We start from the raw sequence: 26,673 nt of genomic DNA on the forward strand, positions 1-26,673 counted from the left end.
ATTAGTGCATAAGATAACAACGCTTCGTTCGAGAGATGCCGATGAATGGAATTCTGAACAGGAGTTGGGGGTGGCTTCGGGGGCCGCTTCGCGGCCCTTTCGCGACGCAAGGCAGCGCCTACAAGAGGGCTGCGTACCTTTCTTGGGTATTGCCGGTGTTGATCGCGGTGTTGTGGGTGGTCGCCAGCCAGCAACACTGGATGAGCGAGCAGATTTTGCCGGCGCCTTCGCGGGTGTGGGAGAGCGCGCTGGAGTTTGGCTCCGGGGAGCTTTGGGGGCACCTGTGGATAAGTGTGCAGCGGCTGTTCTGGGGCTTGGCGGTCGGAATTGTCAGCGGGTTGCTGCTGGGTACCTGGCTGGGGTCGTCGCGGCGGGCACAGACGCTGGTGCTGCCCACCTTCGTCGCGCTGGCGCAAATTCCCACCCTGGCCTGGATTCCGCTGTTCATGCTGTTTTTCGGCATCGGCGAGTTGCTGAAGCTGGTGGTGCTGGTCAAAGCCGTGGTGGTGCCGGTCACCCTGCACACCCTGGTTGGCGTGCGCGATGCCCAACCCAAGCTGCGTGAAGCTGCAGCGGCGTTGCGCTTGCCCCGTCACCTGTTGTTCCTGCGGCTGCTGTTGCCCGCCGCCCTGCCCGCCTTCCTCACGGGCGTACGCCTGGCCCTGGCTACCGGCTGGACGTCGTTGCTGGCCGTGGAGCTGCTGGCCTCCAGCGAGGGCATCGGCTACCTGATGGTGTGGGGCAGGCAGTTGTTCATGCTCGACCTGGTGCTGCTCTGCATCCTGGTGATCGGCCTGGTTGGGGCGCTCATGGAGCAAGGCTTCTCGCGCCTGGAGAAACGCCTGCTGTTCTGGCCGCAACCCGCAACCGGCGAGCAGCAGCGCGGCCCGATCCCAAAAGGTTGGCAAAGTCTACTGCTGCCGATTGCACTGCTGGCACTGTGGCAGGTCACCAGCAACGTTGGCTGGGTCGACCAGAACATCCTCACGTCACCGCTGGGCGTGCTGCACACCCTGTTCAGCGGGCTGGCGGACGGCACGCTGCCACAGGCGTTGCTGCTGAGCCTGCAACGCACCTTGACCGGCCTGGTGCTGGGCGGTGGCGCGGGTTTGCTGGTTGGCCTGCTGCTGGGGCTTTCGCACCACGCCGAGCGCGTGTTCGGCCCGAGCCTGACGGCCGTGCGCCAAGTGGCGCTGTTTGCCTGGGTGCCTCTGCTTACGGCCTGGTTCGGCCTGGGCGAAGGCGCCAAGACTGTGTTCGTGGCCCTGGCGGCGTTCTTCCCGTTGCTGATCGCCACCCAGCGCGGTATCGCCGGGCTGTCGCCTCAGCTGGGCGAGGCCGCCCGCACCTTGCGCCTGAGCCTGTGGCAACGCTTGCGCCGGTTGGTGCTGCCCGGCGCTGCCCCGGCGATTTTCGCTGGCCTGCGCCTGTCGCTGATCTACGCCTGGCTGGGCACCATCGGCGCCGAATACTTCATGCCTTCTGACGGCGGCATCGCCAGCCTGATGATCGGCGCCCAACAGCTGTTCCGCATGGACCAGGTGATGGCCGCCATGGTCCTGATCGGCCTGGTCGGCGCCCTGCTCGGCACCCTCGGACAACGCCTCGAATCGCGCGCCACGCGCTGGAGAACCGCATGAACGCCTTCAACACCTCGCACCTGCCTGCGGCCAATCAACCCGACGTCACCCCGCCATTGGTCAGCTTCGAGGGAGTCGGTAAGGTTTTCCGCGTCGATGGCCAACCGTTGGAGGCCATTCACGATTTCAACCTGTCGATCAACGAAGGCGAATTCATCGCCATCGTCGGTGCGTCTGGCTGTGGCAAATCTACCCTGCTGCGCCTGCTGGTGGGGCTCGACACCGACTACAGCGGCAGCATCCGCGTCGACGGGCGCGCGGTCAGTGGCATCGGCGGCGAACGCGGCATCGTGTTTCAGGAACACCGCCTGTTCCCCTGGCTGACGGTGGAGCAGAACATCGCCCTGGGGCTGGTCAACGAACAGCTGACCCAGGGTGAGCGCGCCCGGCGCGTGCATGAATTTGTGCTGCTGGTCGGCCTTAGCGGGTTCGAGTCGGCTTACCCGCACCAGCTTTCCGGCGGCATGGCCCAGCGCGTGGCGATCGCCCGCGGGCTGGTGGCAAGCCCACGGATCCTGTTGCTTGACGAGCCCTTCGGCGCGCTCGATGCGCTGACCCGCCAGCAACTGCAGGATGAGCTGCTGGCCATTCGGGAACGAGCCGGCATCACCACCCTGCTGGTGACCCACGACGCCGAAGAGGCCACCTACCTGGCCGACCGGGTGGTCGTGCTGGAACCGCGCCCGGGGCGGATCAAGTCGGTGGTCGAAATCGACCTGCCACACCCGCGCCTGCGCACAGGCGTGGCGCTGCATGGGCTGCGCGAGAAGGTGCTGCACCAGATCACCGGTGCCGGCGGTTACCTACCACCCGTGGTTCGCCGAGTAGAAGGGCTGCGGCCCGAGCTGATCGCACTCTGATGGCCTGTAGGAGCAGCCTTGTGCTGCGAAGAGGCCGGCGATAACAGCACACGTCTGCGTTGCTGCCACTGGCCTCTTCGCAGCACAAGGCTGCTCCTACAGGCGTTATGCCCAAAGCACGGGTAAAAACAGCTACAGATCAAGGCGATGGACGCAACCGAAACAGATGGGTATCATGCGTGCGCGTTGCACTCGTAGCTCAGCTGGATAGAGTACTGCCCTCCGAAGGCAGGGGTCGTGGGTTCGAATCCCGCCGAGTGCGCCATCTTCGAAAGCCCTGGGATTTTTCCCGGGGCTTTTTCGTTTGTGCGACATGTCGCGTTTCTGGTACTCCCGTACTGCAGAGCATTGGTGTTAGCGTGGGCACCTTCCCGTTTTTCGAACGGGTACCCCCAACAATGACTCGCGAAGGAATGCGCGCGCCCATGTACCTGAAAAAACTCACCGCTACCTCACTGCTGCTGGCCAGCATCGGCCTGTTCAGCGTACCGGCCCAGGCCAACCTCTCCCAGCAACAATCCGCGGCCATCATCAAGGCCTACGACGGCACAGAACTGGCGGACTTCAAACAGTTCATCGGCAAGCTCAACGGCAGCGACCTGGCCAAGGCCGACAACCTCGGCGAGACGCTGAGCGCGTACCTGGCCAACACGCCGCTGGCCGACGAGCAGCAGAACGAAATCAACCGCCTGCTGGGCCTGTATACCCGTATCAAGTACGGCAAGGCCGCCACCGAGACCCTGCGCGAACTGGTGGCCATCCCCACCTTCAGCGTCGATGGCGTGCCGCAGCACGAGAACCCCGAGTTCCTGAAGATCGCGGACAAGATCAAAGCCCTGGCCGAAGGCTTTGGCCTGACGTTCCGCAATATCGACAACCGGGTCTACGAGATCACCCTGGGCGAAGGCAAAGAGGTGGTCGGCATCCATGCCCACGCCGACGTGGTGCCGGTCAACCCGGACAACTGGAAGCTGGACGATGGCACTCGCCTCGACCCCTTCAAGGTCACGCTGGTGGGTGACCGCATGTATGGCCGCGGCACCGAAGACGACAAGAACGGCATCGTCGTGGCGCTGTATGCGCTGAAAGTGGCCAAGGACGAGAAGCTGCCGCTGGCCCGGCAACTCAAACTGCTGGTGGACACCACCGAAGAAACCAGCGGTGACGCGATCCCTTACTACTTCGAGCGCAACCCGACGCCCGACTACAACCTGGCGCTGGACGGCGGCTACCCTGTGGTGATCGCCGAGAAAGGCTACGGCACGGTCATGGCCAGCTTCGCCAAGCGCGCCGCCACCGGCAAGGGCGCCGAAATCACCCACCTCACCGGCGGCCTGGCCACCAACCAGATCCCGACGACGTCGGTCGCCACCCTGGCCAGCGACAAGCCTGCCGAACTGGCAGCCAGCCTGAACAAAGCCGGTGCCGCGTATGTGAAGGGCAACGGCGGTGATTTCAGCATCGATGCCAAGGTGGTTGGCAAGGACGTGCAGCTCACGGTGAAAGGCGTCTCGGCGCACTCCTCGGAGCCAGAGTCCGGGGTCAACCCGGTGGCGCGCATGCTGGTGTTCATCGATGGCCTGGGCAAGCAGGTGCCACTCAAGCACAACCAGTTCACCGACGCCGCCCGTTATGCCAGCGACAACTGGGGCCTGGACTACCTGGGCAAAAAGCTCGGCGTGGGCTTTGAAGACGCGTTCATGGGGCCGCTGACCGCCTCGCCGACCTTTGTCGGCGTGGACGACAAGGGGCTGAAACTGGCGGTCAACCTGCGTATCCCGAAGGGCAAGGAAATTGCCGTGATCAAGGATGACCTGGCGGCCAAGCTGGATAAATGGAAGAGCACCAGCCACGTCCCGGTGGCCTTCGACTACAGCCTCGACGCGCCGATGTACCGCAACCCGGAGGGCGAGTGGGTCAAGGCCCTGCTTGCCGTGGCCAGCGAGAACCTGGGCATGAAGCACGAGTTTGGCACCTCGGCGGGGGCTACCTCGGTGCATGACTTGCCCAACGGCGTGCAGTTCGGCCTGGCCATGCCTGACGTGAAATACACCGGGCACAACGACAACGAGTTCAAGACCGTGGAGCAGTTCATGCTGGATCTGCAGGTAGTGAGCGAGATGGTCGCGCGCATCGGGCAGATGCCGAAGCTGTAGCGCAATCACCTGTAGGAGCAGCCTTGTGCTGCGAAGAGGCCAGTGACAACACAGTAGATCTGCGCTGTTGTCACCGGCCTCTTCGCAGCGCAAGGCTGCTCCTACAAGGGTGCGTATTACCCGGAAGGCCGGGTTACCGAAGGTCGGTACTCAGGCTAGGCGTGCCAAAGCCTTCCAACGTTGCGTTGGACGCATTCAAGTACTGCGCCCAGAAGTCGTTCAGCGCATCCATGGTCTTGCCAGAGCGGTAGGCATGCTTCACCGCGTCGGTGACCAGCCCAGCGCCAGACACATACACCCGTGCGCCTTGCAGGTCGGCGTACAGCCCCTTGCTCTGCGCAAGCTTCAGCTCGTTGCCAACGTTCAGTTGCTTGATCTGGTTGGCCGCGTAGAAGCTGGTGTAGTCGGAATGCTCAAGCATGTCCGAAATCAGGTACACCACCCGCTCCTGGATACCCTGCTCTTTGCCCATGTCTTCACCGACACGGCGCAGGGTGTTCATGATTTCGCTCTTGGGGATGTCCTGACGCGCCTCGCGCAGGCCCTTCACGAACAGCCCGCCGAAACCGGTCTGAAAGGCCTTTTTCTGGGTCGCCAGGCACTGGTCCAGGCCACGCAGCTTACGCATGTTCACATCGTCGCGAACCTCGCCCTGCAACGGCGTGTCCAGCTCGCCGGCATACACCAGGCGCTGATACTCACCCGGCAGGAACGCCGAGAAGGTATAGAGCCTGACGCGATCGCCCGGCTGCACGAACCGGTCGATCTGGCCCCAGGCGCTGCGCTGCAGGTCTTCTGGCATCGGGATGGTCTGATCGATGATCACCACCAGCTCGCGGCCGGAACCTGCAGGCTTGATGTCTGCCAGGCCATTGCGCGTGTAGCAGCTCTGCAGGTCGTTGCGTTCGGCGGCCAGCGCTGCACACGGCAGCGCCAGCGCCAGGATCAGGGCCTTGGCAAGCCTCATGACAGCATGCCCTCCTTCTTCGCCGGGAACAGGCCAAGCGCCTTGAGTGCTTGCTGTTGCTCGCGGATGTCGCGCAGTTGCGCCTCGCTGACATTCAGCGCACGGCTGGCGGCGGCCAGGCTTTCTTCCGGCAGGCCAGTCACATCGTGGAACTCGGAGGCCTTGATAGCGACCGGCTCGGCCACTGCAGCAGCAGGGGCAACAGGGGCTACGGCAGGCGCAGGCTCGACCGGCGTCGCGGCGACAGCGACGGCTACAGCCGCGGGTGCTGGTGCAACGGTTTCAATCGGCCGGGCTGGCTTCTCTGGCTGCTCCGATACTTTGTCAGCCTTGTGTTCGACGAAGCTCAAGAAATTGCGGCGGGCGGTGTTTTCCCCATCCAGTGCCGTCAGCACATTGGCATCGGTGTGATCACGGCTGGACAACAAGGTCTGCAAGCGGCGCAGCTTGTCATCGGCATGGCTGGCGATGGCCGAACGCTTCTGGTCCATCGCATCGAGCATTTCTTCGGAGGTGGCGTACTTGTGGGTACGCTGCCAGGCGGTGTGCGAGTGCGTACCGGCGAAGAAGTAGCGGCTGGCCAACCACAGGCTGATGCCTTGGATCGCCACGTAGATCAGCGACAGCATCACGTAGGTCGTCAGGCTGGCCTTGCGGATCGCCTGCATCTTGTCGTCGATGGTGGCGTTATCCGCTTCATCGTTGATGGCCTGGGATTCTGCTGGCAGGTCGAACGGCGAGCCCGCGGTGCTGCTTTGCGTGGACGCTTCGGCACGCATGCCGTTGACCATCTCGGTCTCGATGCTGTCCAGGGTGGCCGAACGGATGAGGAAGGCACCAATGGCCATGGCCACCACGAACGCACCGCAGGTGATCAACCAGAAGAACTTGCGCGTGACGTTGGCGTTCACGTCCTTCACACGGGCCAGCAACTGCTCGTAGTCAGGCTTGTCCGAGTCGCTGAAGGAGTCTTCCAGGTTGATGGCTTTGTTGGCTTTCAGCGAGCGCGAGCGCTTGGAAGGCTCTTCACCCTGCCACCAATGGCGGGCGCGGGCGACCAGGCTGTTGTGGTGCACCGCGTGCCCGGCAGCCTCGGCCAGAAACGCCGACGCAACGGCCAGCAGAATCGCCACGAATGCCGTCAGCCAGTGACGGTCATTGGTCGACGCGTCCATGTTCACCCAGCCGGCGACCACATAGGCAAACCCCATGGCCTCGATCACCACCAGCAACAGGACAACCGCCAACACCCACCACGGCCGCGCAGAACGGCCGGCCTCACCGGCCTTGGACAGGTAGTCCAGGTAGGCACTGTAGGCGTTCGCGTCCTTGGCGTAGAGCTTGAACTTCTTGTTGTACACGTTCGACAGGGTGACTTCGTGGTTGATCCAGCCTTCAGCGTCGACCGAAGCCGGCTTGCGCGACAGGCGCGCGACCGTACCGATCAAGGGGAAGCTGTGCCAGACACGGGTCAGGAAGTAGGAAACCTCTTCCCAATAGTTACGCACGATCACCGCAGTGATCAGCAACGAAAGCAGGCCGGCAGAGAGCAACTGATTGGCGAGAATCAGTGATTTAAGTGCAGCGAGCGAAAAGTCTTCCATTCAGGACGTCCTTGACTGGGGTTATTTGGTAGCCGGGATCGGCTTGTAGGAAGCGACGAACGCGTCACTGCCGGCGGCATAGAACAAGGCACCTTGGCTGACCTCGGCGTTGCCTTTGCTGAACACGATGTCCATGCACGAAATCGATGCCTGGGCATCGCTGGCGAAGACCCGGTAGAGCACTTCGCTTTCGCCTTCATAGGTGTTGGCCACGGCCTTCATGGTGCGTGGTTTGTGCTGCGTAGGCTGTTTGTAGTCTTCGACCAACTGCAGAATCGGCTGGCGGTCGACCATGGCGTTCTCACGCAAGATCGATACCGGCGACACGGTCACCAGGTGCCCGTTGACCAGGTTGGCCCAGACCCGGTTGTTGTAACCCGGCAGGTAGTCCTTGGTGGCACGGCGCTGCAAAGGTTGGTCGTTGACCATGCTCAGCACTTCACCGGCATTGCGTGGGCGGTCGGCCTCGCAGCTGGACATCGGCATCTGCGCGGCGTATGCGCTGCTGATCAGCGTGAAGCCACTCTGTTTCGGCTTGATATTCTGCGCCATGGTCCAGCTGTAGTTGGCCACGGGGGTACCGGCGAAATCGACCTGCGGACGCACAGCAGCAACAGCCTTCGCGGTGCTAGTGCTGGTGCTGGTGCTGGTGCTGGTGCTGCTGGTACTGGTGGTTGCGCTGGCGGTACTGCTGGCCGTGGCCGGCGTGCGCTGTGCCGTGGTCGGCTTGCTCGCGGCAGGCTTGCTGCTCGCTTGTGCGGTAGTGGTCGCCTGCCGAGGCTTGGCAGCGGTCGAGGTGCCGTAGTGCAGGTAGCGGGTGTTACCCGCTTCTGCCTGGGCACGCATCACCAGGGCCTGTTCGTTGGCCAGCTCGACGATTTCCACACGGCGGTTCTGGCCACGCAGCAACGGGTCGCTGTTATCGGCAATCGGGCGCGATGCCCCGGCGCCTTGGTAATAGATGGCACTGGCCGGGATGCCGGCCTGCAGCATGACCTTGCCCACGGTCTTGGCGCGGCGCTCGGACAGCTTCTGGTTGAAATCGGCATTGCCCACGGCATCGCTGTGGCCAACGATCAACAAGCGACGTGCCTGCGCCTCCTTGGCGGCGGCCTGCTTGTCGGTGGCGGCCGGCTTGGCATACATCTGCGCCAGCTTGGCCACGGCGCGCTGGCCGTTGGGGGTCAGTTGGTCGGAGCCAGTGGCGAACATCCCGGTGTCTTCGATCTGGGTCACCAGGCCCGCCTGTTCAGGGACGGCAGTCACCACCGCAGCCGAGGCAACGGTCAACTTCTCGGTGGTGATCTTCAGGTTCTCTTCCTTGGCGATGCGGTCAAGCTCCTGCAAGCGCGACTGCCAGACATAACCGGCGATGCACCCCAACGTGCCGCCGACTGCAACGCCCGGCAAGATGCCGTCCTTGCCTTTAAGGGCATAACCGGCAGCGCCCCCGGCGACAACCCCGACACCACAGAGCACGGGCATGCCGTAGTCCCTGCCAATGTCTTTAACGCTCTTGGAAATATTGTCGATCTGTTGGCTGCTGCAACCGGCAGCGGTGATGAAGGCGCAACTGAGCGCTGTGAGGCGAAACATGCTTTGCATTGCGGCTCCTTGCCGAAACAGGTCTGGATGATGGCAACTTGACATGCATTGTCACAGATTATCGGGGATTTTGCCCCACCCAGGTAAGCATCTCCAGCGCCGGATACACGGCTTGCCGGAGTGCTTGGTACACAATCGATTCAACCATGACGTTTTTCAATCGCCTCCATGCCGTTTCCTGCATTGCCGTGCAGAGCGCCGTGCCGGATGCTTTATTTACATTGAGACAGCGCTTTTTCCACCCGCAGAGGCCCGTATGAAAAACGTCGAACAAATCCTCAAGACCAAGTCGCAGCCCCAGACCGTTTACACCATCGGCCCGGACGACTCGGTACTGGACGCCCTTAAACTGCTGGCGGAGAAAAATATCGGTGCGCTGCCCGTGGTGGAGAATAACCAGGTGATCGGCATCGTCAGTGAGCGTGATTATGCCCGCAAGCTGGTGCTCAAAGGCCGTTCGTCAGCGGCAACGCCGGTACGTGAGATCATGAGCGCCCCGGTGATTACCGTGGAACCCAAGCACAATCTGGAATATTGCATGAACCAGATGACCAACCTGCACCTGCGTCACCTGCCGGTGGTCAGCAATGGCGAACTGCTGGGCCTGTTGTCGATTGGCGACCTGGTGAAGGAAACCATCGCCGAACAGGCCAACCTGATCCTGCAACTGGAGCAGTACATCCGCGGCGAGTAAACCGCCTCAGTGGTAAGCGCGCTCCAGTTCGTCCAGTTGGTGGTCGAAGCTGCGCAGGCGCGCCGACCAGGTGTATACCAGCACTTCAAGGTCGCGGTTGAGCACGGCAGTGGTGCCATTGCCCGTGCTCGTCGGCTCGCCCAGGTCGAGCTGATAGCGTTCGCGGGCCATGGCCGCCGCCACGCTGGAGAGGTCCCGTGCGTTGGCCAGCCAATGGTGGTGGTGATCGTGGATTTCGCGGTCGAGCGCCCGGCACTGGCGCTTCAAGGCGTCCAGGCTTTGCTCCAGCGGGGTGCCCTTGAGCTCACCCATGACTTCTTCGAAGGTGCGCCCGGAGTGCCAGTAGCTGCCCCAGAAATAGCGGTCGAATACCGTTTCGACCCGGCGCAGGGCAACCTTGGTGTTCCAGATGGTCAGCAACGTTCGCCCCTGGATCACCTCACGCTTGTTCAGGCGCAACTGTTGCCAGGCGATCCAGGTCAGTGCCACCAGCGCAACCGCCACGGTGACCGCGGCGGCGGCGTAGAGAAACTGCACCGCCTGGTTCATCTGTTGCGTCTGCCTGATGCCATAGAAGTAACTGGCCGTCAGCGTGCCCAGGATCGTCACGGAGCACCAGAACCCTGGTGCGTAGGGATCTTTCATCGCGCTATCCCCTTATTGTTTTCCTGAGCATAGCAACGGCCAATCACTCGTCAGGTGCCGCTCGGCGCTTTATTTTCGGGGGCGGCGCAACGCCTCGTTGAGTTGGTCGAAAGGGACTGCCCAATCAGCATCTTCGTTGATGCTGTCCTTGAGGAAGTTGCGCTGGGCATCGGTCCAGAACGGGGCATCGACCAGCTTGATCTCGTTTTGCAGCGGCGAGTGGCTGGTGATGAATTGATCGATACTCAAAGCATCGTCAGGCAAGCCCAGCTGTTTGAACAGCTCGGCGAATGGATGGATCGGTGCTTCCATGATTCCTCCTAAAAGCCGGTCAGGCCGTCCACGACGCCCGCCCGGCGTTGGCTTGAGAACATCAGCACAGCTCACGCACTTCGGCGTGCGGTACCAGCTTCATGAACTGCTCCATGCTCATGTGGATCAGGTGATCGTGGTCACCCGCCTCCAGGTAGACATCACCTTGCCGGGTAAGGGTCGGGTCGAGCAGCATTTTTATATCGTAGGCATCGCCAAGTGCCGGCACTGCGCCGCGTTCGCAATCGCCGAACAGCGTCGGCAGGCCGCTTTCGCGGGTCAGTTGCCAGGCGCCCGACATGCGCACCTTGCTCATGTCCAGATGCCGGTTGGCCGGTAGCACGGCCAGGATGTAGTTGCCATGCCGGTCATCGAGCACCACCGACTTGGCGACCCGCTCGGCGGGTACACCGGCCGTACGTGCCGACTCCAGGCTGGTGGCTGAATGTGGATGGGGAATGATGTCGTAGTCGCAGTTGGCCTTGTCCAGGCGAGCCTGCAGGGTCTTTGCCATACGCATGATGCACCTCCGGTATTGCGCCCCCAATCTTCAATTTTAGGCCCTGGCCCGGCAGGCATGACTAAACTTGTGTAATAGAGACGAACGAGGTGACGACAGGTGGCCGCTCGCTGGTGGCGCTGGCTGTTGCTGTTGATGCTGCTTGGGCTGGCACCGGGCAGCCAGGCAGCGCCCGGTGCCGTCTGGGTGTTGAGCATCGACGATGCCATCGGCCCGGCCAGTGCCGACTACCTGGTGCGCAGCCTGGACCAGGCCCATGCGCAAGGCGCGCAACTGGTGGTCATCCGCATGGATACCCCTGGGGGCCTGGACAGCGCCATGCGCCAGATGATCAAAGCCATCCTCGCCAGCCCCGTGCCGGTTGCCAGCTTCGTCGCGCCCAGCGGTGCACGGGCCGCTAGCGCTGGCACTTACATCCTTTATGCCAGCCATGTCGCAGCCATGGCCCCCGGAACCAACCTGGGCGCGGCCACCCCGGTGCAGATCGGCGGCCCCCCGGGCATGCCCAAGGACGACAAGGCCAAGCCCAGTGGTGATGAACAAACCCTCGCCCGCAAGCAGGTCAATGACGCTGCTGCCTACATACGCGGCCTGGCGCAGCTACGCGGGCGCAATGCCGATTGGGCGGAGCAAGCCGTGCGCGAAGCCGTCAGCTTGTCGGCCAGCGAGGCATTGCGGCTGAAGGTGGTCGACCTCGTGGCAACTGACCTGCACGACCTGCTGCGCCAACTCGACGGCAAAACACTGGACGCTGCCGGCCAGCCGCAGCAGATGCACACCCTCAGTGCCAGCCTGGTCGAACACCTGCCGGACTGGCGCACGCGCCTGCTGGCCGTCATCACCAACCCCAGCGTGGCGCTGATCCTGATCATGGTCGGCGTGTACGGCCTGCTGTTCGAGTTCATGAGCCCCGGCTCCACCGTGGGCGGCGTGATCGGCGGTATCTGCCTGCTGCTGGCGCTGTATGCCCTGCAATTGCTGCCGGTGAGCTACGCCGGGGTGGCGCTGATCCTGCTCGGGCTGGCGTTCATGATTGCCGAGGCGTTCTTGCCCAGCTTTGGCGTGGTCGGCTTTGGCGGCATCGTGGCCTTCGTGGTCGGCGCAGTGATTTTGATGGACACCGACGTGCCTGGGTTCGGCATCCCCTTGCCCTTGATCGCCAGCCTGGCAGTGCTGTCGGCGCTGTTTATCGGTGGCGTGCTGGGCATGGCCCTGAAAGCGCGCAAGCGCGCCCTGGTCAGCGGCGATGCCGGCTTGGTCGGCAGCCTGGTCACGGTCACCCAGGTGCTGGCAGACAACCCGTTCTGCGGTTCGGTGCAGGCGCAGGGCGAACAGTGGCAGGTTCAGTGCGCGACGCCACTGCAGCCTGGCCAACACGTGCGAGTCACGGCGCGCCGTGGCGTGATGCTGGAGGTCAGCGCTGCTGCACCTGCGGCCCAAGGAGAATGACGATGTTCATGCAATTGGGTTTCGGCGCCCTGCTGATGCTGCTGGGCGTGTTGTTGCTGTCGGCGTTCCGGATCTTGCGCGAGTACGAGCGCGGCGTGGTGTTCCAGCTGGGGCGGTTCTGGCAGGTGAAAGGGCCGGGGTTGATCTTGCTGATCCCGGTCATCCAGCAGATGGTTCGGGTCGATCTGCGCACGGTCGTGCTGGATGTACCGCCGCAGGACGTGATCACCCGCGACAACGTCTCGGTCAAGGTCAATGCCGTGCTGTACTTTCGCGTGCTCGACCCACAAAAAGCGATCATTCAGGTCGAAGACTTTCTCGTCGCTACCAGCCAGCTGGCCCAGACCACCTTACGCGCCGTGCTTGGCAAGCATGAGCTGGACGAGCTGTTGGCCGAGCGCGAGCAACTGAATGCCGATATTCGCCAGGTGCTGGATGCGCAAACCGATGCCTGGGGCATCAAAGTGGCCAATGTCGAGATCAAGCACGTCGACCTCAACGAATCGATGGTGCGTGCCATCGCGCGCCAGGCCGAGGCCGAACGTGAGCGACGGGCCAAGGTGATCCATGCCGAAGGGGAGTTGCAGGCGTCCGAAAAACTGATGCAGGCGGCGCAGATGCTCAGCAAGGAGCCAGGGGCGATGCAGTTGCGCTACATGCAGACGCTGGGGGCGATTGCCGGGGACAAGAGCTCGACCATCGTCTTTCCACTGCCGCTGGATTTGCTCAAGGGCTTTGTGGAAAAGCCGAAATAACCGGGGGCGCTTGTGCGCCCCCGATGGCCTGTCAGATAGGCGCGCGACGCAGGGTCGCGAGGAAGGTTGCCGCGCCGATGAACAACCCGGCAAAGGTGCGGTTCAGCCGCTTCTGCTGTTTGGGTGTACGCAGCAGGCGCAGCACCCGCGAAGCCAGGCCGGTGTAGCCCGCCATCACCAGCATGTCGACGGTGATCATGGTGACGGTGATGGCCACGTACTGCGGCAGCAGGGCCTCATGTGGGTTGATGAACTGCGGCAGCACCGCCAGCATGAACACCAGTGCCTTGGGGTTGCTGACGTTGACCAGAAAACCACGGAACACCAGGCTCAGCGGTTTGCCGATCGGGCGCACGGCAGACTCTTCGCTCATGTCCATCGGCAGCGCGCGCCATTGCTTGTAGGCCAGGTAGACCAGGTAGGCAACGCCAAACCACTTGATCACCGTAAAGGCGGTGGCGGAAGCGGCGAGGATGGCGCCGACGCCGGCGGCGATGATGGCGATCTGTACGATCAGGCCAATCTGCAGGCCTAGCGCGTTCCAGTAACCGCGCCAGAAACCGTACTGCAGGCCGCTGGACATCGAGGCAATCGCCCCGGCCCCCGGTGAAAGGCTGATCACCCAACACGCGGCAAAGAAGCCCAACCACACTTCCATCGACATCACACACCTCGCTCGAACATATGTTGCAAAACGTTAAGCTAAGATGTTGGCGAAAAAATAACCAGCGGATTTTGCAGATTTTGGGCCAGTTATTCCTGTGGCATGGGCGCGAGACCCCTTTGCGCCTGACACGAACAGATGTAGGAGCAGCCTTGTGCTGCGAAACGCCGCGCGAGCGGCGCTCGATCTCACAGGCGCTAAAAGGCTCCCGCCCTACGCCCCAAAGACCTCAGCCTCAGGACAGCGCCTCAAGCTCGGCCTGCATGCTTTCCAACGTTTCCAGCGCTTCCATCCAGGCTTCTTCAAGCTCGCCTTCGCGCTGCTTGAACTTGCTCTGGCGGGCCAGCACATCGCGCAGTTCATCCTTGCGCGCCGCCTCGTACAGGCCACTGTCGCCCAACGCTGTTTCGATCTCAGCCAGTTGCGCATGCACCTGGTTAAGCTCGGCTTCCAGCTTGTCGGCCGCCTTCTTGTGCGGTGCCAGTTGCTGACGCAAGGCCGCTGCAGCCTGGCGCTGAGCTTTCTTGTCGGTCTTGTCCGGGTTGGCCGGGCTGTTGCTGACCGGCGCGTTGCGCTGACGGTACTCGACCAGCCAGCGGCTGTAGTCTTCCAGGTCGCCATCGAACGTATCGACCTTGCCGTCAGCCACCAGCAGGAAATCGTCGGTGGTGCTTTTGAGCAGGTGACGGTCGTGGGAAACCACCACCACAGCACCGGCGAACTCCTGCAAGGCCATGGTCAGCGCCAAGCGCATTTCCAGGTCCAGGTGGTTGGTCGGTTCGTCGAGCAGCAACAGGTTCGGCCGTTCCCAGGCGATCAGCGCCAGGGCCAAACGGGCCTTTTCACCACCGGAGAAATTCACCACCGGCTCGTCGACACGGTCACCGTGGAAATCGAAGCCGCCGAGGAAGTCGCGCAGCGTCTGCTCACGCTCGGTCGGGGCAATCCGCTGCAGGTGCAACAGCGGGCTGGCCTTGTCGTCGAGGGCGTCGAGCTGGTGCTGGGCGAAATAGCCCACCGCCAGGTTCTCGCCACGCACCAGGCGCCCGGACAGCGGCTCCAGCTCGCCGGCAAGGTTCTTGATCAGGGTCGACTTGCCCGCGCCGTTGGGGCCGAGCAGGCCGATACGCGCACCCGGCACCAGCTGCAGCTTGACCTTCTCAAGGATGGCCTTGTCGCCATAACCCAGGCGGCCTTCGGACATGTCCAGCAGTGGGCTGGAGATTTTATGCGATTCGCGGAAGACGAAGTCGAACGGCGAATCGACATGCGCCGCCGACAACTCTTCCATGCGCTCCAGGGCCTTGATGCGGCTCTGGGCCTGGCGGGCCTTGGTGGCCTGTGCCTTGAAGCGGGCGATGTACTTTTCCATGTGCGCACGCTGGGCCTGCTGCTTCTCGTAGGCTTGCTGCTGTTGCGCCAGGCGCTCGGCACGGGTGCGCTCGAAGGCGGTGTAGCCGCCCTTGTACAGGTTCAGCTTGCGCTGCTCGACGTGCACCACGTGGTCGACCACGGCATCGAGGAAATCGCGGTCGTGGGAAATCAGTAACAGGGTGCCGGGGTAGCCCTTGAGCCAGTCTTCCAGCCAGAGGATGGCATCCAGGTCCAGGTGGTTGGTGGGCTCGTCGAGCAGCAGCAGGTCGGACGGGCACATCAGTGCCTGTGCCAGGTTCAGGCGCATCCGCCAGCCACCGGAGAAGTCACCGACGCGGCGGTCCATCTGTTCGTTGGTGAAGCCAAGGCCGGCCAGCAATTTGCGTGCTCGGGCATCGGCGGTATAGCCATCGGCACTTTCCAGCTCGCTGTGCAGGCGCGCCAAGGCCGTGCCGTCGTGCGCCGTTTCGGCGATGGCAAGCTCGGCCTGCACCTTGCGCAGGCGCACGTCGCCATCGAGCACATAGTCCACCGCGAGGCGATCGAGGGTGTCGACCTCCTGGCGCATGTGGGCGATGCGCCAGTCGCCGGGCAGCTGGCAATCGCCGGAATCGGGCGAAAGCTCACCGCGCAGCAAGGCGAACAGGCTGGATTTTCCGGCGCCGTTGGCACCGATCAAACCGGCCTTGTGGCCGGCGTGCAAGGTCATCTCGGCGCCTTCTAGCAAGCGCTGCGGACCACGCTGTAAAGTGAGGTTGGATAGTCTGATCATGATGGTCGCGGAGTCTACCAGCTTCCTCGGCCCGTAGCGTGAGTGGAATCATGTACACCGACCTGTGGAATCACGCCCTGGCCTTGTATGCCAGGGCCGGCGTGGAAGAGGCCTGCCTTGACGTGCAAGCGTTGGGCGGTGACGTTTGCCTGTTGCTCTGCGGCACCTGGCTGCAAGCACGCGGCGTGGCCGCGACAGGTGAGCGCACACAGGCCCTGCGCGACATTGCCGAACCTTGGCAGCGTGAGGTGGTGACGCCATTGCGTAACCTGCGCCAGCAATGGCGCACGGCAGCGCACAACGATGCGCAGTTGGCAGCGTTGCGTGAGCAAGTAAAGGGGTTGGAATTGCAGGCCGAGAAGGCCTTGCTGGAACGCCTGCAGGCGTGCTCGCAACAGTGGCCCGCGGACTCGCACGAGCCCACGGACGACTGGCTGGCCCGGCTAGCGCCGGACCAGGCCCAAGATCACCGCGCGCTGCATCAATTGCGCGTCGCGGCGGCAGCGCTTCAGGATGCCGAAGACGGCGCCTGAGCCGGGGTGCTGGCGGGTGCCGACGGTGCTGCGGCCGGGCTGGCCGAGTTGGTCGCGGCGGCAGGCACGCTGGTGGCAGCCGTGGCGGGCTTGGTTTCGGCTGGCTTGCTCGCGGCTGGTTTGGCTGCAGCCGGTTTTGCAGCAGCTTTCACCGCCGGTTTTGCAGCCGGTTTGGCGGCAGCACGCGCGGGTGCTTTAGCGGCAGCCGCGGGCTTGGCAGCAGGCTTGGCCGCAGGTTTTGCAGCTGCAGGTTTAGCTGGGGCTTTGGCCGCTGCAGGTTTGGCTGCCGGTTTAGCAGCGGCGGCTTTGGCTGGCGCCTTGGCAGCAGCTGGCTTGGCTGCGGGTTTTGCAGCTGCAGCCTTGGCCGGTGCTTTGGCAGCGACGGCTTTAGCGGCTGGCTTGGCCGCAGGTTTGGCGGCGGCGGTTTTGGCGGGTGCCTTGGCGGCAGCGGCTTTTGCTGGCGCTTTGGCCGGCGCTTTGGTGGCAGCGGCTTTGGCCGCTGGCTTGGCGGCAGCAGCTCTGGCCGGCGCCTTGGCTGCAGGTGCTTTGGCGGCAGGTTTGGCGGCCGTGGCGCGTGCTGCTGGCTTGCTGGCAGCCTTGGCCGGTGCTTTAGCAGCAGCTGGTTTTGCAGCCTTGGCAGCGACGGCGCGCTGGTCCAGTGCCTTGCTGGCGGCTTCACGCACCTTGCCCACACCTTGGGCCAGCTTCAGGCTGTCCTGGGCATCACGCTTTAGCTGTTGGATGTAGGTACGGGTCTGGGTCTGGCGGTCCTTGAGCGAGTCGAGCAACCCTTCAAGTTCACCGATCGCTTTTTGTGCCTTGGTCTGCGCCTTGGCTTTACCTGCCTTGGCCGCGTCCTGCAGTTTCAGGCGACCGTTGTGCAGTTTCTCTTGTGCCTTGCCACGTTGCTTTTCCAACTTGGCCAGCAGTTTTTCCGCATCAGCCAGCGCTTGCGAGCAGGCATCTTCCAAATGTTCGAGCAGGCTGCCCGAAAGTTGCTGGAGCAGGTGCAACGGCGTACTTACTGGCTTCTTTTTGGCCGACATGGTTTACCTCCTGGCTGACGAGATTGCGGCTCATACTATGCTTCTGCTGCTACCGCCGCTAGGGCATGTTGACAGTAATATTTACGCCGCGTTGCATGCCTGGGCAAAGTTGTTATCTTGCAGCTCCGTGAAAGTGTAGTTGCTGAATTAAGCGTTGCTCATATTTGGCAGATACAGGCCAACCCCGATGTTGGCTGCCACGGCCCGCTCATTGCGCAGGAACTGTCCATGCCGCGTTTTCTTGTTTTAGGTTTGTGCCTGGTGGCGCCCTTTGCCCTGGCCAATGCAGACGACCACGACCTGGCCTACAGCCTGGGTGCCAGCCTGGGCGAGCGGCTGCGCGAAGAGATGCCGGGGCTGCAACTGGACGCCCTGGTCGAAGGCCTGCGCCAGTCTTATCAAGGGCAACCGCTCAAGCTCGACAAGGCACGCATGCAGGCTGTGTTGCAGCAGCATGAAGCGCAAGCCGACAACGCCGCCGAGCAGGCTCAGGCAGAAAAATTCAAGGCGGTGGAAACACGCTTCATGGCCAACGAGCGGGCACGTGCTGGTGTGCATGAACTGCCCGAAGGCGTGCTTTACAGCGAACTGCAAAGCGGCGCCGGCGCGCAGCCGAAAGCGGGTGGCAAGGTACAGGTACGCTACGTGGGCAGGTTGCCGGATGGCTCGGTGTTCGACCAAAACCAACAGCCGCAGTGGTTCAGCCTGGATTCGGTGATCGAAGGGTGGCGGGTGGCGTTGCCTCGGATGCATGCAGGCGCGAAATGGCGCCTGGTGATTCCGTCGGCGCAAGCCTACGGTGCCGAGGGCGCGGGTGACCTGATCGCGCCCTATACCCCCTTGGTATTCGAGATCGAACTACTGGCGGTTGGCGACTGACGCCACGCCTCAGGCTTCGACCGTGCCCTCTTCCTTGTGCGCGTTATGCAGCACCTCGATCAGGCAATCCTCCAGCTCGAAGCGCTCGTGCAGCAGGCCGCCCAGCTTGGCCAGTTTTTCGGCGAAGCGCTCGGGGTCTGTGCACTCGCCCTTCTCGCAATGGTCATTGAATGCCAGCGCGATCTGGGTGCTGTCATCGATGCGCGGGTTGATCTGCGTGGCCAGTTCAAGGCCGCGAGTGTCGCCGAAGGCCTTGGCTTCACTGACCAGCTGTTCGCTGACTTCGAAATGCCAAGCCGAGACATAATCGACCAGCACCGCGCAAAAATCGCGGTTCTTGTCCTTGTCGGCGAAGGCTGGCTTGGCGTCGCGCAACGCGCGGAAAGCCTGCACCAGTTCATGGCGCTCCTCCAGCCAACGGTCGATCAGCTTGTGAACCCCACCCCAGCGTTCCTGGGCGTTCTGACAACTATCGAGCATGGCGATCTCTTCCCTTCTGGGTAGATGCCGCTGCACCTCGCACCACGACCGCGCAGCACAAAGGTGACATCAGCAGGACGGCATCGAGCAGTTGTATTTTCGGTATGCGTGCTGGGAGATTATTCCCGCGCGTGCTGACCATCAAGGTACGCAGCAGACAAAGTTCATACAAGTGTTTAATACCCCGTTACAACACCATTGGTCGCGATAGCGTCCCAGGCTTGCGCCAGGTCAATCGCCCGCCAGGGTGCGGAAACGATACGCCAGCAGGCGGCTCAAGGGCAGCGCGCCCAGTAGCAGGAATGCCAGCAGGCTCCATTCAGGCAGTGTCAGGTCAACAAAGCTCCAGGTCAGCGCGTTGCAATCCGGGCCACCCAGCAGCAATTGCCGCGCAGCTTCACGCCAGGATTGCTCGAACACATCCCAGATCGGAGCCGGGCACACGTGAACTGCCCCACCCGCCCCTTGCAGCCAGACATGCCGTGCCGCCAGCAACGCCCCCGCCACCGAGCAGGCCAGCAGTGCTTGCGAGTAACGGCGGATACCCGACCTGCCCGGTGCCTGCAGCACTGCGCCCAGGCAAAGCAGCCCATACAGGCCCAGTAACAAACGTTGGCTGAAGCACAACGGGCACGGCACCAGCCCCAGCGCACTTTCCAGGTGAAATGACCCGGCCAGCACGGCCAACGCGGCAAGGCAGGCAGGAAAGAAAAAAGTGCGTAAACGGGCCGGCAGCATGGGCGATGGAGGTCCCGGGGAATGAAGTGGCTTGAAACGGTAGAGGAAGTAACCGCTGTGTTTCAAGGCACTACAGGGACGACAAGTCGCTGAATAGCAAAGGAAGTTTCCTGCCTGGCAGTAGGAAACGTCTTAAGAAATGGACTGCAGAACTAACTTATATCGCCGGACAAGTTACCCGCCCCCTTAGCCCGCACACTGGCGCGAACTAAGGGGTAACCCAGGTAAAACGCTTAGGCGTAACTCAGGCGCGCACTGCTTCTGGCAACGGCAGCGCCAGCAAGCGCTCATCCAGCAAGCCGAGGCCTTCCTGGAACAGCTGGTTGCTGCGCTCGGTCTCGCCAAGGCCGGCGAGCAAACGGGCCAGTTCGGCACAGGTTTCCGGGTTGCGCTCCATCTGCAAGCTGCTTTCCAGATAGTCCCGCGCCTTGCCCCACAGGCGGTTCTGCAAGCTCAGGCGGCCGAGGGTCAGCAGCAGGCTTGGGTCCTGTGGATGCGCCTTCAGCCAGCCTTCGGCTGTTTGCAACTGGCGCGCCGGGTCATCACCGCGCACCAGGCCATACAAGCGAGCCAGGTGGCTTTCGTACTCACGCTTGAGGGCCGTGCGCAGCACTTGCTCGGCTTCGCCCTGGGCGCCGACCTGGCGCAGCTGCTCGGCGTAGGCCAGCACCAGCTGCGGCTCCTGGCGCTGGGCGGCAGTCAGTTGCTGCCAGGCACGTTCCAGGGCCTGACGCGCACTTTGCGCATCCTCGCCGCGGGTTGTCGCCAGGCTCAAGTTCTGGCCCCACGCACGCTTTTCAAGCTCGGCGAGCTCAGCCGCTGGCAGCACCTTGCCCTTGCGCAGGTCAGGCAGCAGGCGAATCAGCGCCGACCAATCGCCACGTTCCAGGTACAGGCGCTGCAGCAGGCGCAGCACCTGGGTGTTATGCGGGTGCCGCGCCTGCATCGCCAACAGGGTTTCCAACGCACCGTCCGTGTCGCCACGGTCCATCTGCAACTGGGCATGGGTCAGAGCAATGGCCAGTTCCGCCTGCGGCTGACGCTCCAGGGCGCGCTCAAGCAGGTTGTCGCTGTCTTCCTTGCGGCCTTGCTCGTTGGCGGCGCGGGCGGCGCCGAGGTAGTACAGCAAGGGCTGGCGCTCAGCTTCGGCGGCGCGGTGAAGATGGCGCTGGGCACTGGCCCAACGGCCCTCGGCGAGGTCCAACTGGCCTTGCTCGATGGAAAGACGGATGCGGCGGCTGCGGTTACGACGCGACCACGGGTTGACCACGCCGCTGGAGGTCAGCACCAAGCCAACCAGGTAGCGCAGCAACCCGAGCAGGGCGATCACGGCAACCAGCCCCGCCAGCGCCGCCCACAAGCCGGACTGATAGCGGAAGCTGCCATAGGCGATCAAGACGTAGCCGCTGTGCTTGGCCACCGCAATGCCCAGCGCGGCGGCGATCACGATCGCCAGTACGGCCAGCAGGTAGACCCGCTTCATGGTTTGCCCCCTTCACCCTCGGCCGGCAGATGGCGGCGCTGAATGTAGGCTTGCACCGAGGCCAGGCTCTCGCTCAGGTCAGGGGTGACCACAGACACCGGTTGCTCGGCCAAGGCGTTGAGGCTGTCGAGCATGGCCTTGCTTTGTGGGTTGTCGGCGTTGAAGTTGGCCAGCAGTACGCTGCGCGCATCATCCAGTGCCTGGGTGTAGACCTTGGCCTCGCCATTGAGCGCAGCCCACTGGGCTTGCTCGATGGTCAGGCTCAAGGCCAGGCGCAGCTGGTTCAGCGACTGCCCGGCCAGCAGCGGCCGCACGTTGTCATCGGCGTTGAAGTCGATCTGGAAATACTTCGAGATTTCCGCCCACCACTGCGACCAGCGACTGGCGCCATCGCCGTCGGAGGTCAGCGCACCGAGCGCATCGGCATTGCTCTCGAACTCAGGCGACTGGGCGCTGAGTTGTTGCACCAGCTCGCGCTGTGCAGCCAGTTTGAGGAACAGGCCCGTGCGGTCTGGCTGCTGCGTGCTGTTGAGGGTTGCCAGGCTGCGCGCCAACTGCTCGCGGGCGGCGAAGGCACCGGGGTCGCTCTGCTCGCGAAGGATTTCGTCGGCGCCTTCGACCAGGGCCTTGGCGCTGGTGATGTCCTGCAGCGCCGAGAGGCGCAGGGTAGCCAGGCGCAGCAAGTGTTCGGCCTCTGCCAGGCGCCATTCCTTGCGGCTCTCGCCCAGCACGGTTTCCAGACGCTGGCTGAGGCGTTGCTGATCGCCTTGCAGCTGCGAAACCAGGCGGCGGCGGTCTTCCAGCTCGCTGGCGGCCGGCAAGCTGGCCAGCTGCGCGCTGATCTGCTGTTCACGCTGCTGCAGCGCTTCGGCGCGCTGGTTCAGGGCTTCAAGGTGCTGCCCTTGGTTGAATTCGCTGCCTTGCAGTTGCCGCACCTGCCAGACACCCCAGCCACCTATTGCGACCCCGGCCGCACCCAGCAGCAGCGCCAGCGCTGCCAAACCGGTGCCGGAGCGCTTGGCGGGTGTGGCGGTGACGGGATCCGCCGGCGTCTGGGCCGACGGCTGATCGTTATTGGACAAGACAGTTTCGCTCACGTATCCATCCTTTGCATGGGGGCGCTAGGCGTTCAGCTTAGCGCCTTAAGAGGCAGGTGCAGCGCTGCGCTGCACAGCTGCCAGCAAGGCCGTGGCACTGGCGCCACGGCAATCCACAACCTGTTGGGCCCCGGCGGCCCTGGCCTGCTCGGCAACCCGCGGGCTCGGCACGAACAGCGGCAGACGCGCCACCTGCGGCCAATCGGCGCCGGCCATCTGCTGCAAATGTTCAAAACCCTGCCCACTGCTGACCACCAGGCCATTGAGGCGTTCCGCTTCGATGCGACGCATCAGCGTGCCCGCCGGGTACTCCGGCAGGCAGCGACGATACAGTTCCAGATAATCGACACTAGCACCTTGCTCTGCAAGACGCTCTGCCAGCAGTTCGCGACCTCCCACGCCACGGACGATAAGGACGCGTGGTGTAGGAAGCGCGATAGCGTCGCGCAGGACCGGCAGTGCGAGCAAGGCCTCGCTGTCGTCACCTTGCGTAGGGAAAGTCACCTGAAGACCGGCGGACTGCAGCACTGCAGCCGTTGCTTCACCGACGGTAAACCAGCCGGTTGCCGGAGGCTGCAGGCCGGCGTGCGCGAGTTGCTCAAGCAGCAACCTGGCGGCCGGTTTGCTGACCACGATCATGGCCTGGTAGTGCCCCAGCCCGGCAAGCCGCTGACGCGCCACGTCGCCCAATCGCACAGGCTCGATCGCCAACAAAGGCAGGCAGTTGCTGGCCACGCCGGCGGCTGCCAGGCTCTGCGCCAGTGCCGCGCAGTCCTCTTCAGGCCGGGTCAGCAACAGGCGCCAAGGGCTCACGGGTGCCCGGCCTCGCCATAGACTTCCTTGAGGATGGCCTCGGCGCCTTGGCCGAGCAGGTCTTCGGCAACCTGCGCGCCCAAGGCTTCAGCCGACGCGCGTGGCGCCCGGGCATCGGCCACCAGCAAGGTGCCACCGCTCGGCTGGCCAACCAGGCCGCGCAACCACAATTGGTCGCCTTCAAGCACTGCGTAGCAGGCAATCGGCACCTGGCAGCCGCCATTAAGGCGCTTGTTCAGGGCCCGTTCGGCCACCACCCGGTCGGCGGTGTCGAGATGGTGCAGCGGCGCCAGCAGTGCATGGATTTCGCTGTCGGCACTGCGGCACTCGATACCCACCGCGCCTTGGCCGCCCGCGGGCAGGCTGTCATCGACGCTGATGCTGGCGGTGATGCGGTCTTCGAAACCGAGGCGGATCAAGCCGGCGGCGGCGAGGATGATCGCGTCATATTCGCCAGCGTCGAGCTTGGCCAGGCGGGTATTGACGTTGCCACGCAGGAAGCGGATTTCGAGGTCTGGCCGACGCGCCAGCAACTGGGCCTGGCGGCGCAGGCTGGAGGTGCCGACGATGCTGCCGGCGGGCAAGGCTTCGAGGCTTTCAAAACGGTTGGAAACGAAGGCGTCGCGCGGGTCTTCCCGCTCGCAGATGCAGTACAGGCCCAGGCCTTCAGGGAAGTCCATGGGCACGTCTTTCATCGAGTGCACGGCGATGTCGGCTTCGTTGTCCAGCAGGGCGGTTTCCAGTTCCTTGACGAACAGGCCCTTGCCGCCGATTTTCGCCAGCGGCGCATCCAGCAGCTTGTCACCGCGGCTGACCATGGGCACCAGGGTCACGATCAGCCCAGGGTGCGCCTGCTCGAGGCGGGCTTTGACGTATTCGGCCTGCCACAGGGCCAAGGCACTTTTACGGGTGGCAATGCGGATTTCGCGAGTGGACATGGAACGCCCCGATGCAGAGAAATGCTGCCGATGATAACAGCTCCGGCGGCATCACCAGCAGATGCGGGTCAATGGCTATGTACGTCCCGTGCGCGGCCGTGGGCAGCGGCCGCGCAAAGACGTGGTCAGAGCGTCTGCATCATCTTGCGCACGCCAGCCACATGGCGCCGGCTGACGGTCAGGGCATCGCCGTCCAGGCCTTTGAGAAACAGCTGAAAATGCCCAAGCGGGGTGCGCTGCAGGCGTTCGATACGCTCGCGGGCCACCAGCGCGTTGCGGTGGATACGCACGAAGCGTTCGCCAAATTCGTCTTCCAGGGCCTTGAGGGGCTCATCGAGCAACACCTCACCGCCCTCGTGGCGCAAGGTCACGTATTTGTGGTCAGCGATGAAATAGATAACCTGGGGCAAGGGAATCAGCTCGATGCCCTTTCGCGTTCGCGCACTGATGTGGCTGCGCGGGCCGCCGCCTTCATTGGCCGGCCGGGTGAGCGCCGCCAACTGGGCGCGGTTGGGCTTCTCGGCCTTGCGCAGCGCATCGCGCAACGCCTGAGGCTGGAAGGGTTTGGTCACATGGCTGAGGGTGCTGTCCTTGAAAGCCTCTGTGCCGTATTCATCGTCGCCGGTGCAAAACACCACCGAGGGCGGCGCTTCGCGCTCGCACAGGCGAGCAGCGACCTGAAGGCCATCCAGGCCAGGCATGCCGATGTCCAGCAGGACCACATCGGGCTTTAGGCTTTCGATCAGCGCCAGGGCCTCCTCGCCGTTGGTGGCGCTTGGCTCCAGCACGGTATAACCCTCTAGTTCGCCGAGTAGCCTACTGAGGCGTTCACGGCCTTGGGGTTCGTCATCAACGATCAGGACATTCATAATTGCGCTGGATTCCTGAATGAGTCTCGCACAGGTGTAGCGTAGACAAGTGTGGTTCGAGCGACACTGCGTGTCACGCTCTAGACCGGTGCAATGGCCAAAGATTCACTCGGCCGGCAGATTCACTGCCAGTCCTCTGTCCAACTGTAGACGGTCCGTGGAACACTGCCGTTCAATCCTGCAAATCCTTGCTTGGTCGTTTGCCTGCCCATTTGCCGTCATTTCTCTCGACCGGCGTCCTGCGGCAGCCAGCCCAACCCTGCTATTATCGGCGCCACTTTTTCGTTCACGCCTGCAATGAGTGAATCCATGAGCACCGACAAGACCAATCAGTCCTGGGGCGGCCGCTTCAGTGAGCCCGTCGACGCCTTCGTCGCCCGTTTCACCGCTTCGGTCGATTTCGACAAGCGCCTGTACCGCCACGACATCATGGGTTCGATCGCCCACGCCACCATGTTGGCGCAGGTCGGCGTGCTCAGCGATGCCGAGCGCGACACCATCATCGATGGCCTGAAGACCATCCAGGGCGAGATCGAGGCCGGCAACTTCGACTGGCGCGTCGACCTTGAAGACGTGCACATGAACATCGAGGCACGCCTGACCGATCGCATCGGCATCACCGGTAAAAAGCTGCACACCGGCCGCAGCCGCAACGACCAGGTCGCCACCGACATCCGCCTGTGGCTGCGCGACGAGATCGACCTGATCCTGGCCGAAATCACCCGCCTGCAACAGGGCCTGCTAGAGCAGGCAGAGCGTGAAGCCGAGACCATCATGCCCGGCTTCACCCACCTGCAAACCGCCCAGCCGGTCACTTTCGGCCACCACTTGCTGGCCTGGTTCGAAATGCTCAGCCGCGACTACGAGCGCCTGGTCGACTGCCGCAAGCGCACCAACCGCATGCCCCTGGGCAGCGCCGCGCTGGCCGGCACCACCTACCCGATCGACCGCGAGCTCACCTGCAAGCTGCTGGGCTTCGAGGACGTATCGGGCAACTCGCTGGACGGCGTTTCGGACCGTGACTTCGCCATCGAATTCTGCGCTGCCGCGAGCCTGGCGATGATGCACCTGTCGCGCTTCTCCGAAGAGCTGGTGCTGTGGACCAGCGCCCAGTTCCAGTTCATCGACCTGCCTGATCGCTTCTGCACCGGCAGCTCGATCATGCCGCAGAAAAAGAACCCAGACGTGCCGGAGCTGGTACGTGGCAAGAGCGGCCGCGTGTTCGGCGCCCTGATGGGCCTGCTGACCCTGATGAAAGGCCAACCGTTGGCCTACAACAAGGACAACCAGGAAGACAAGGAACCGCTGTTCGACGCCGCCGATACCCTGCGCGACTCGCTGCGTGCCTTTGCCGACATGATCCCGGCCATCAAGCCCAAGCACGCGATCATGCGTGAAGCGGCCCTGCGCGGGTTCTCCACCGCCACTGACCTGGCTGACTACCTGGTACGCCGTGGCCTGCCGTTCCGTGACTGCCACGAAATCGTCGGCCACGCGGTGAAGTATGGCGTGGACACTGGCAAAGACCTGGCCGAGATGAGCCTGGACGAACTGCGCCAGTTCAGCGACCAGATCGAGCAGGACGTGTTCGCTGTGCTGACCCTGGAAGGGTCGGTCAATGCCCGTGACCACATTGGTGGTACCGCACCGGCGCAGGTGCGTGCGGCCGTGGTGCGCGGCCAAGCCTTGCTGGCTTCACGCTAACTGCTTGTTGTAGGAGCAGCCTTGTGCTGCGAAGAGGCCGGTGCAAACACCATGGATCTAAGGTGTTTGCACCGGC

The 26,673-nt window shown here is 63.3% G+C and carries 25 protein-coding genes and 1 tRNA gene; 10 read left to right on the plus strand and 16 right to left on the minus strand.

All coding sequences use genetic code 11. The annotated features are described in order from the left end of the window. Window positions 1-41 precede the first annotated feature (41 nt). The 4 genes from OO306_RS14800 (at window position 42) to OO306_RS14815 (ending at window position 4,656) form a co-directional block, all read left to right on the plus strand. Window positions 42-1,640: an ABC transporter permease gene (locus tag OO306_RS14800; protein ID WP_265969197.1), complete on the plus strand. Its 1,599-nt coding sequence runs from the start codon at window positions 42-44 to the stop codon at window positions 1,638-1,640. Then, a complete protein-coding gene (locus OO306_RS14805) occupies window positions 1,637-2,500 on the plus strand; it encodes an ABC transporter ATP-binding protein (protein ID WP_050580764.1) in 864 nt (287 codons plus the stop codon). Before OO306_RS14800 ends, OO306_RS14805 begins: the two co-directional genes overlap by 4 nt. Window positions 2,501-2,688: 188 nt before the next feature. Beyond that, window positions 2,689-2,765, plus strand: a tRNA-Arg gene (locus OO306_RS14810). Window positions 2,766-2,925: 160 nt separating this feature from the next. Beyond that, window positions 2,926-4,656: a dipeptidase gene (locus OO306_RS14815; protein WP_265969200.1), complete on the plus strand. Its 1,731-nt coding sequence runs from the start codon at window positions 2,926-2,928 to the stop codon at window positions 4,654-4,656. Between the two features lie 133 nt (window positions 4,657-4,789). Here the strand turns inward: OO306_RS14815 and OO306_RS14820 are convergent, their stop codons facing one another. From OO306_RS14820 to OO306_RS14830, 3 genes are read right to left on the minus strand one after another with little or no spacing between them, the layout of a single operon-like run. After that, a complete protein-coding gene (locus OO306_RS14820) occupies window positions 4,790-5,623 on the minus strand; it encodes a hypothetical protein (protein WP_027595145.1) in 834 nt (277 codons plus the stop codon). Next, a complete protein-coding gene (locus OO306_RS14825; RefSeq protein WP_099428049.1) occupies window positions 5,620-7,227 on the minus strand; it encodes a hypothetical protein in 1,608 nt (535 codons plus the stop codon). The genes OO306_RS14820 and OO306_RS14825 overlap by 4 nt, the downstream gene beginning before the upstream one ends. Before the next feature lie 21 nt (window positions 7,228-7,248). Then, window positions 7,249-8,832 carry an OmpA family protein gene (locus tag OO306_RS14830; RefSeq protein WP_265969201.1) on the minus strand — a complete coding sequence of 528 codons (1,584 nt, stop codon included), beginning with the start codon at window positions 8,830-8,832 and terminating at the stop codon, window positions 7,249-7,251. A 256-nt stretch (window positions 8,833-9,088) separates the two neighbouring features. Between OO306_RS14830 and OO306_RS14835 the strand changes: the two genes are divergently transcribed. Then, window positions 9,089-9,526 carry a CBS domain-containing protein gene (locus OO306_RS14835; protein ID WP_027595142.1) on the plus strand — a complete coding sequence of 146 codons (438 nt, stop codon included), beginning with the start codon at window positions 9,089-9,091 and terminating at the stop codon, window positions 9,524-9,526. Between the two features lie 6 nt (window positions 9,527-9,532). Here the strand turns inward: OO306_RS14835 and OO306_RS14840 are convergent, their stop codons facing one another. From OO306_RS14840 to OO306_RS14850, 3 genes are all read right to left on the minus strand, one after another. Then, window positions 9,533-10,171, minus strand: coding sequence for a hypothetical protein (locus OO306_RS14840; RefSeq protein ID WP_027595141.1), 639 nt, complete (start codon window positions 10,169-10,171; stop codon window positions 9,533-9,535). Window positions 10,172-10,240: 69 nt separating this feature from the next. Further along, window positions 10,241-10,483 (minus strand): DUF2789 domain-containing protein, encoded by a 243-nt coding sequence (locus OO306_RS14845; protein WP_085273890.1) that lies wholly within the window; start codon window positions 10,481-10,483, stop codon window positions 10,241-10,243. 61 nt (window positions 10,484-10,544) lie between these two features. Next, window positions 10,545-11,003, minus strand: a complete 459-nt coding sequence (locus OO306_RS14850; RefSeq protein ID WP_027595139.1) for an aminoacyl-tRNA deacylase — start codon at window positions 11,001-11,003, stop codon at window positions 10,545-10,547. A 99-nt stretch (window positions 11,004-11,102) separates the two neighbouring features. On the opposite strand from OO306_RS14850, the gene OO306_RS14855 reads away from it, so the two are divergent. Continuing rightward, window positions 11,103-12,452: a nodulation protein NfeD gene (locus tag OO306_RS14855; protein WP_265969202.1), complete on the plus strand. Its 1,350-nt coding sequence runs from the start codon at window positions 11,103-11,105 to the stop codon at window positions 12,450-12,452. A gap of 2 nt (window positions 12,453-12,454) precedes the next feature. Continuing rightward, a complete protein-coding gene (locus tag OO306_RS14860) occupies window positions 12,455-13,207 on the plus strand; it encodes a slipin family protein (protein ID WP_027595137.1) in 753 nt (250 codons plus the stop codon). A gap of 31 nt (window positions 13,208-13,238) precedes the next feature. Here the strand turns inward: OO306_RS14860 and OO306_RS14865 are convergent, their stop codons facing one another. Both OO306_RS14865 and OO306_RS14870 read right to left on the minus strand, forming a co-directional pair. Continuing rightward, the gene (locus OO306_RS14865; RefSeq protein ID WP_027595136.1) at window positions 13,239-13,871 is read right to left on the minus strand and encodes a LysE family transporter; all 633 of its coding nucleotides are present in this window, start codon (window positions 13,869-13,871) and stop codon (window positions 13,239-13,241) included. 235 nt (window positions 13,872-14,106) lie between these two features. Then, window positions 14,107-16,017, minus strand: coding sequence for an ATP-binding cassette domain-containing protein (locus OO306_RS14870; RefSeq protein WP_265969203.1), 1,911 nt, complete (start codon window positions 16,015-16,017; stop codon window positions 14,107-14,109). Between the two features lie 50 nt (window positions 16,018-16,067). Between OO306_RS14870 and OO306_RS14875 the strand changes: the two genes are divergently transcribed. Beyond that, window positions 16,068-16,550, plus strand: coding sequence for a TIGR02444 family protein (locus OO306_RS14875; protein WP_265969204.1), 483 nt, complete (start codon window positions 16,068-16,070; stop codon window positions 16,548-16,550). Here the strand turns inward: OO306_RS14875 and OO306_RS14880 are convergent. After that, window positions 16,526-17,596: an AlgP family protein gene (locus OO306_RS14880; protein WP_265969206.1), complete on the minus strand. Its 1,071-nt coding sequence runs from the start codon at window positions 17,594-17,596 to the stop codon at window positions 16,526-16,528. The two genes, OO306_RS14875 and OO306_RS14880, sit on opposite strands and share 25 nt — an antisense overlap. Window positions 17,597-17,824: 228 nt before the next feature. On the opposite strand from OO306_RS14880, the gene OO306_RS14885 reads away from it, so the two are divergent. Then, a complete protein-coding gene (locus OO306_RS14885; protein ID WP_265969207.1) occupies window positions 17,825-18,475 on the plus strand; it encodes an FKBP-type peptidyl-prolyl cis-trans isomerase in 651 nt (216 codons plus the stop codon). 9 nt (window positions 18,476-18,484) lie between these two features. Here the strand turns inward: OO306_RS14885 and OO306_RS14890 are convergent, their stop codons facing one another. From OO306_RS14890 to OO306_RS14920, 7 genes are all read right to left on the minus strand, one after another. Then, window positions 18,485-18,955 (minus strand): Rsd/AlgQ family anti-sigma factor, encoded by a 471-nt coding sequence (locus OO306_RS14890; protein ID WP_027595131.1) that lies wholly within the window; start codon window positions 18,953-18,955, stop codon window positions 18,485-18,487. 231 nt (window positions 18,956-19,186) lie between these two features. Next, on the minus strand, window positions 19,187-19,693 hold the full coding sequence (locus tag OO306_RS14895) for a disulfide bond formation protein B (protein WP_265969208.1): 507 nt from the start codon (window positions 19,691-19,693) through the stop codon (window positions 19,187-19,189). A 244-nt stretch (window positions 19,694-19,937) separates the two neighbouring features. Next, complete coding sequence (locus OO306_RS14900; protein WP_186703109.1) at window positions 19,938-21,176, minus strand: heme biosynthesis protein HemY; 1,239 nt, start codon at window positions 21,174-21,176, stop codon at window positions 19,938-19,940. Then, window positions 21,173-22,273, minus strand: a complete 1,101-nt coding sequence (locus OO306_RS14905) for a uroporphyrinogen-III C-methyltransferase (RefSeq protein WP_097151363.1) — start codon at window positions 22,271-22,273, stop codon at window positions 21,173-21,175. Before OO306_RS14905 ends, OO306_RS14900 begins: the two co-directional genes overlap by 4 nt. A gap of 45 nt (window positions 22,274-22,318) precedes the next feature. After that, window positions 22,319-23,086, minus strand: coding sequence for a uroporphyrinogen-III synthase (locus OO306_RS14910; protein WP_099428041.1), 768 nt, complete (start codon window positions 23,084-23,086; stop codon window positions 22,319-22,321). Continuing rightward, window positions 23,083-24,024, minus strand: coding sequence for a hydroxymethylbilane synthase (gene hemC / locus OO306_RS14915; RefSeq protein ID WP_265969209.1), 942 nt, complete (start codon window positions 24,022-24,024; stop codon window positions 23,083-23,085). The genes OO306_RS14910 and hemC overlap by 4 nt, the downstream gene beginning before the upstream one ends. Before the next feature lie 125 nt (window positions 24,025-24,149). Then, window positions 24,150-24,893, minus strand: a complete 744-nt coding sequence (locus tag OO306_RS14920; RefSeq protein WP_027595125.1) for a LytTR family DNA-binding domain-containing protein — start codon at window positions 24,891-24,893, stop codon at window positions 24,150-24,152. 309 nt (window positions 24,894-25,202) lie between these two features. Here OO306_RS14920 and argH point away from each other — a divergent pair, with 309 nt between their 5' ends. After that, complete coding sequence (argH, locus tag OO306_RS14925) at window positions 25,203-26,597, plus strand: argininosuccinate lyase (protein ID WP_027595124.1); 1,395 nt, start codon at window positions 25,203-25,205, stop codon at window positions 26,595-26,597. The last annotated feature ends 76 nt before the right edge of the window (window positions 26,598-26,673 follow it).

It is taken from the genome of Pseudomonas sp. DCB_AW (genome assembly GCF_026240895.1).
GTDB lineage: Bacteria > Pseudomonadota > Gammaproteobacteria > Pseudomonadales > Pseudomonadaceae > Aquipseudomonas > Aquipseudomonas kermanshahensis.

Excerpts from the sequence above, each read along its gene's own strand:
- OO306_RS14865 (WP_027595136.1), bottom strand. The coding sequence starts at position 13,871 with ATGTCGATGGAAGTGTGGTTGGGCTTCTTTGCCGCGTGTTGGGTGATC.
- OO306_RS14825 (WP_099428049.1), bottom strand. The coding sequence starts at position 7,227 with ATGGAAGACTTTTCGCTCGCTGCACTTAAATCACTGATTCTCGCCAAT.
- OO306_RS14860 (WP_027595137.1), top strand. The coding sequence starts at position 12,455 with ATGTTCATGCAATTGGGTTTCGGCGCCCTGCTGATGCTGCTGGGCGTG.
- OO306_RS14875 (WP_265969204.1), top strand. The coding sequence starts at position 16,068 with ATGTACACCGACCTGTGGAATCACGCCCTGGCCTTGTATGCCAGGGCC.
- OO306_RS14830 (WP_265969201.1), bottom strand. The coding sequence starts at position 8,832 with ATGCAAAGCATGTTTCGCCTCACAGCGCTCAGTTGCGCCTTCATCACC.
- argH (WP_027595124.1), top strand. The coding sequence starts at position 25,203 with ATGAGCACCGACAAGACCAATCAGTCCTGGGGCGGCCGCTTCAGTGAG.
- OO306_RS14840 (WP_027595141.1), bottom strand. The coding sequence starts at position 10,171 with ATGAAAGATCCCTACGCACCAGGGTTCTGGTGCTCCGTGACGATCCTG.
- OO306_RS14880 (WP_265969206.1), bottom strand. The coding sequence starts at position 17,596 with ATGTCGGCCAAAAAGAAGCCAGTAAGTACGCCGTTGCACCTGCTCCAG.
- OO306_RS14815 (WP_265969200.1), top strand. The coding sequence starts at position 2,926 with ATGTACCTGAAAAAACTCACCGCTACCTCACTGCTGCTGGCCAGCATC.
- OO306_RS14870 (WP_265969203.1), bottom strand. The coding sequence starts at position 16,017 with ATGATCAGACTATCCAACCTCACTTTACAGCGTGGTCCGCAGCGCTTG.
- OO306_RS14800 (WP_265969197.1), top strand. The coding sequence starts at position 42 with ATGAATGGAATTCTGAACAGGAGTTGGGGGTGGCTTCGGGGGCCGCTT.
- OO306_RS14885 (WP_265969207.1), top strand. The coding sequence starts at position 17,825 with ATGCCGCGTTTTCTTGTTTTAGGTTTGTGCCTGGTGGCGCCCTTTGCC.
- OO306_RS14835 (WP_027595142.1), top strand. The coding sequence starts at position 9,089 with ATGAAAAACGTCGAACAAATCCTCAAGACCAAGTCGCAGCCCCAGACC.
- OO306_RS14890 (WP_027595131.1), bottom strand. The coding sequence starts at position 18,955 with ATGCTCGATAGTTGTCAGAACGCCCAGGAACGCTGGGGTGGGGTTCAC.
- OO306_RS14895 (WP_265969208.1), bottom strand. The coding sequence starts at position 19,693 with ATGCTGCCGGCCCGTTTACGCACTTTTTTCTTTCCTGCCTGCCTTGCC.
- OO306_RS14805 (WP_050580764.1), top strand. The coding sequence starts at position 1,637 with ATGAACGCCTTCAACACCTCGCACCTGCCTGCGGCCAATCAACCCGAC.
- OO306_RS14850 (WP_027595139.1), bottom strand. The coding sequence starts at position 11,003 with ATGCGTATGGCAAAGACCCTGCAGGCTCGCCTGGACAAGGCCAACTGC.
- hemC (WP_265969209.1), bottom strand. The coding sequence starts at position 24,024 with ATGTCCACTCGCGAAATCCGCATTGCCACCCGTAAAAGTGCCTTGGCC.
- OO306_RS14845 (WP_085273890.1), bottom strand. The coding sequence starts at position 10,483 with ATGGAAGCACCGATCCATCCATTCGCCGAGCTGTTCAAACAGCTGGGC.
- OO306_RS14820 (WP_027595145.1), bottom strand. The coding sequence starts at position 5,623 with ATGAGGCTTGCCAAGGCCCTGATCCTGGCGCTGGCGCTGCCGTGTGCA.
- OO306_RS14900 (WP_186703109.1), bottom strand. The coding sequence starts at position 21,176 with ATGAAGCGGGTCTACCTGCTGGCCGTACTGGCGATCGTGATCGCCGCC.
- OO306_RS14920 (WP_027595125.1), bottom strand. The coding sequence starts at position 24,893 with ATGAATGTCCTGATCGTTGATGACGAACCCCAAGGCCGTGAACGCCTC.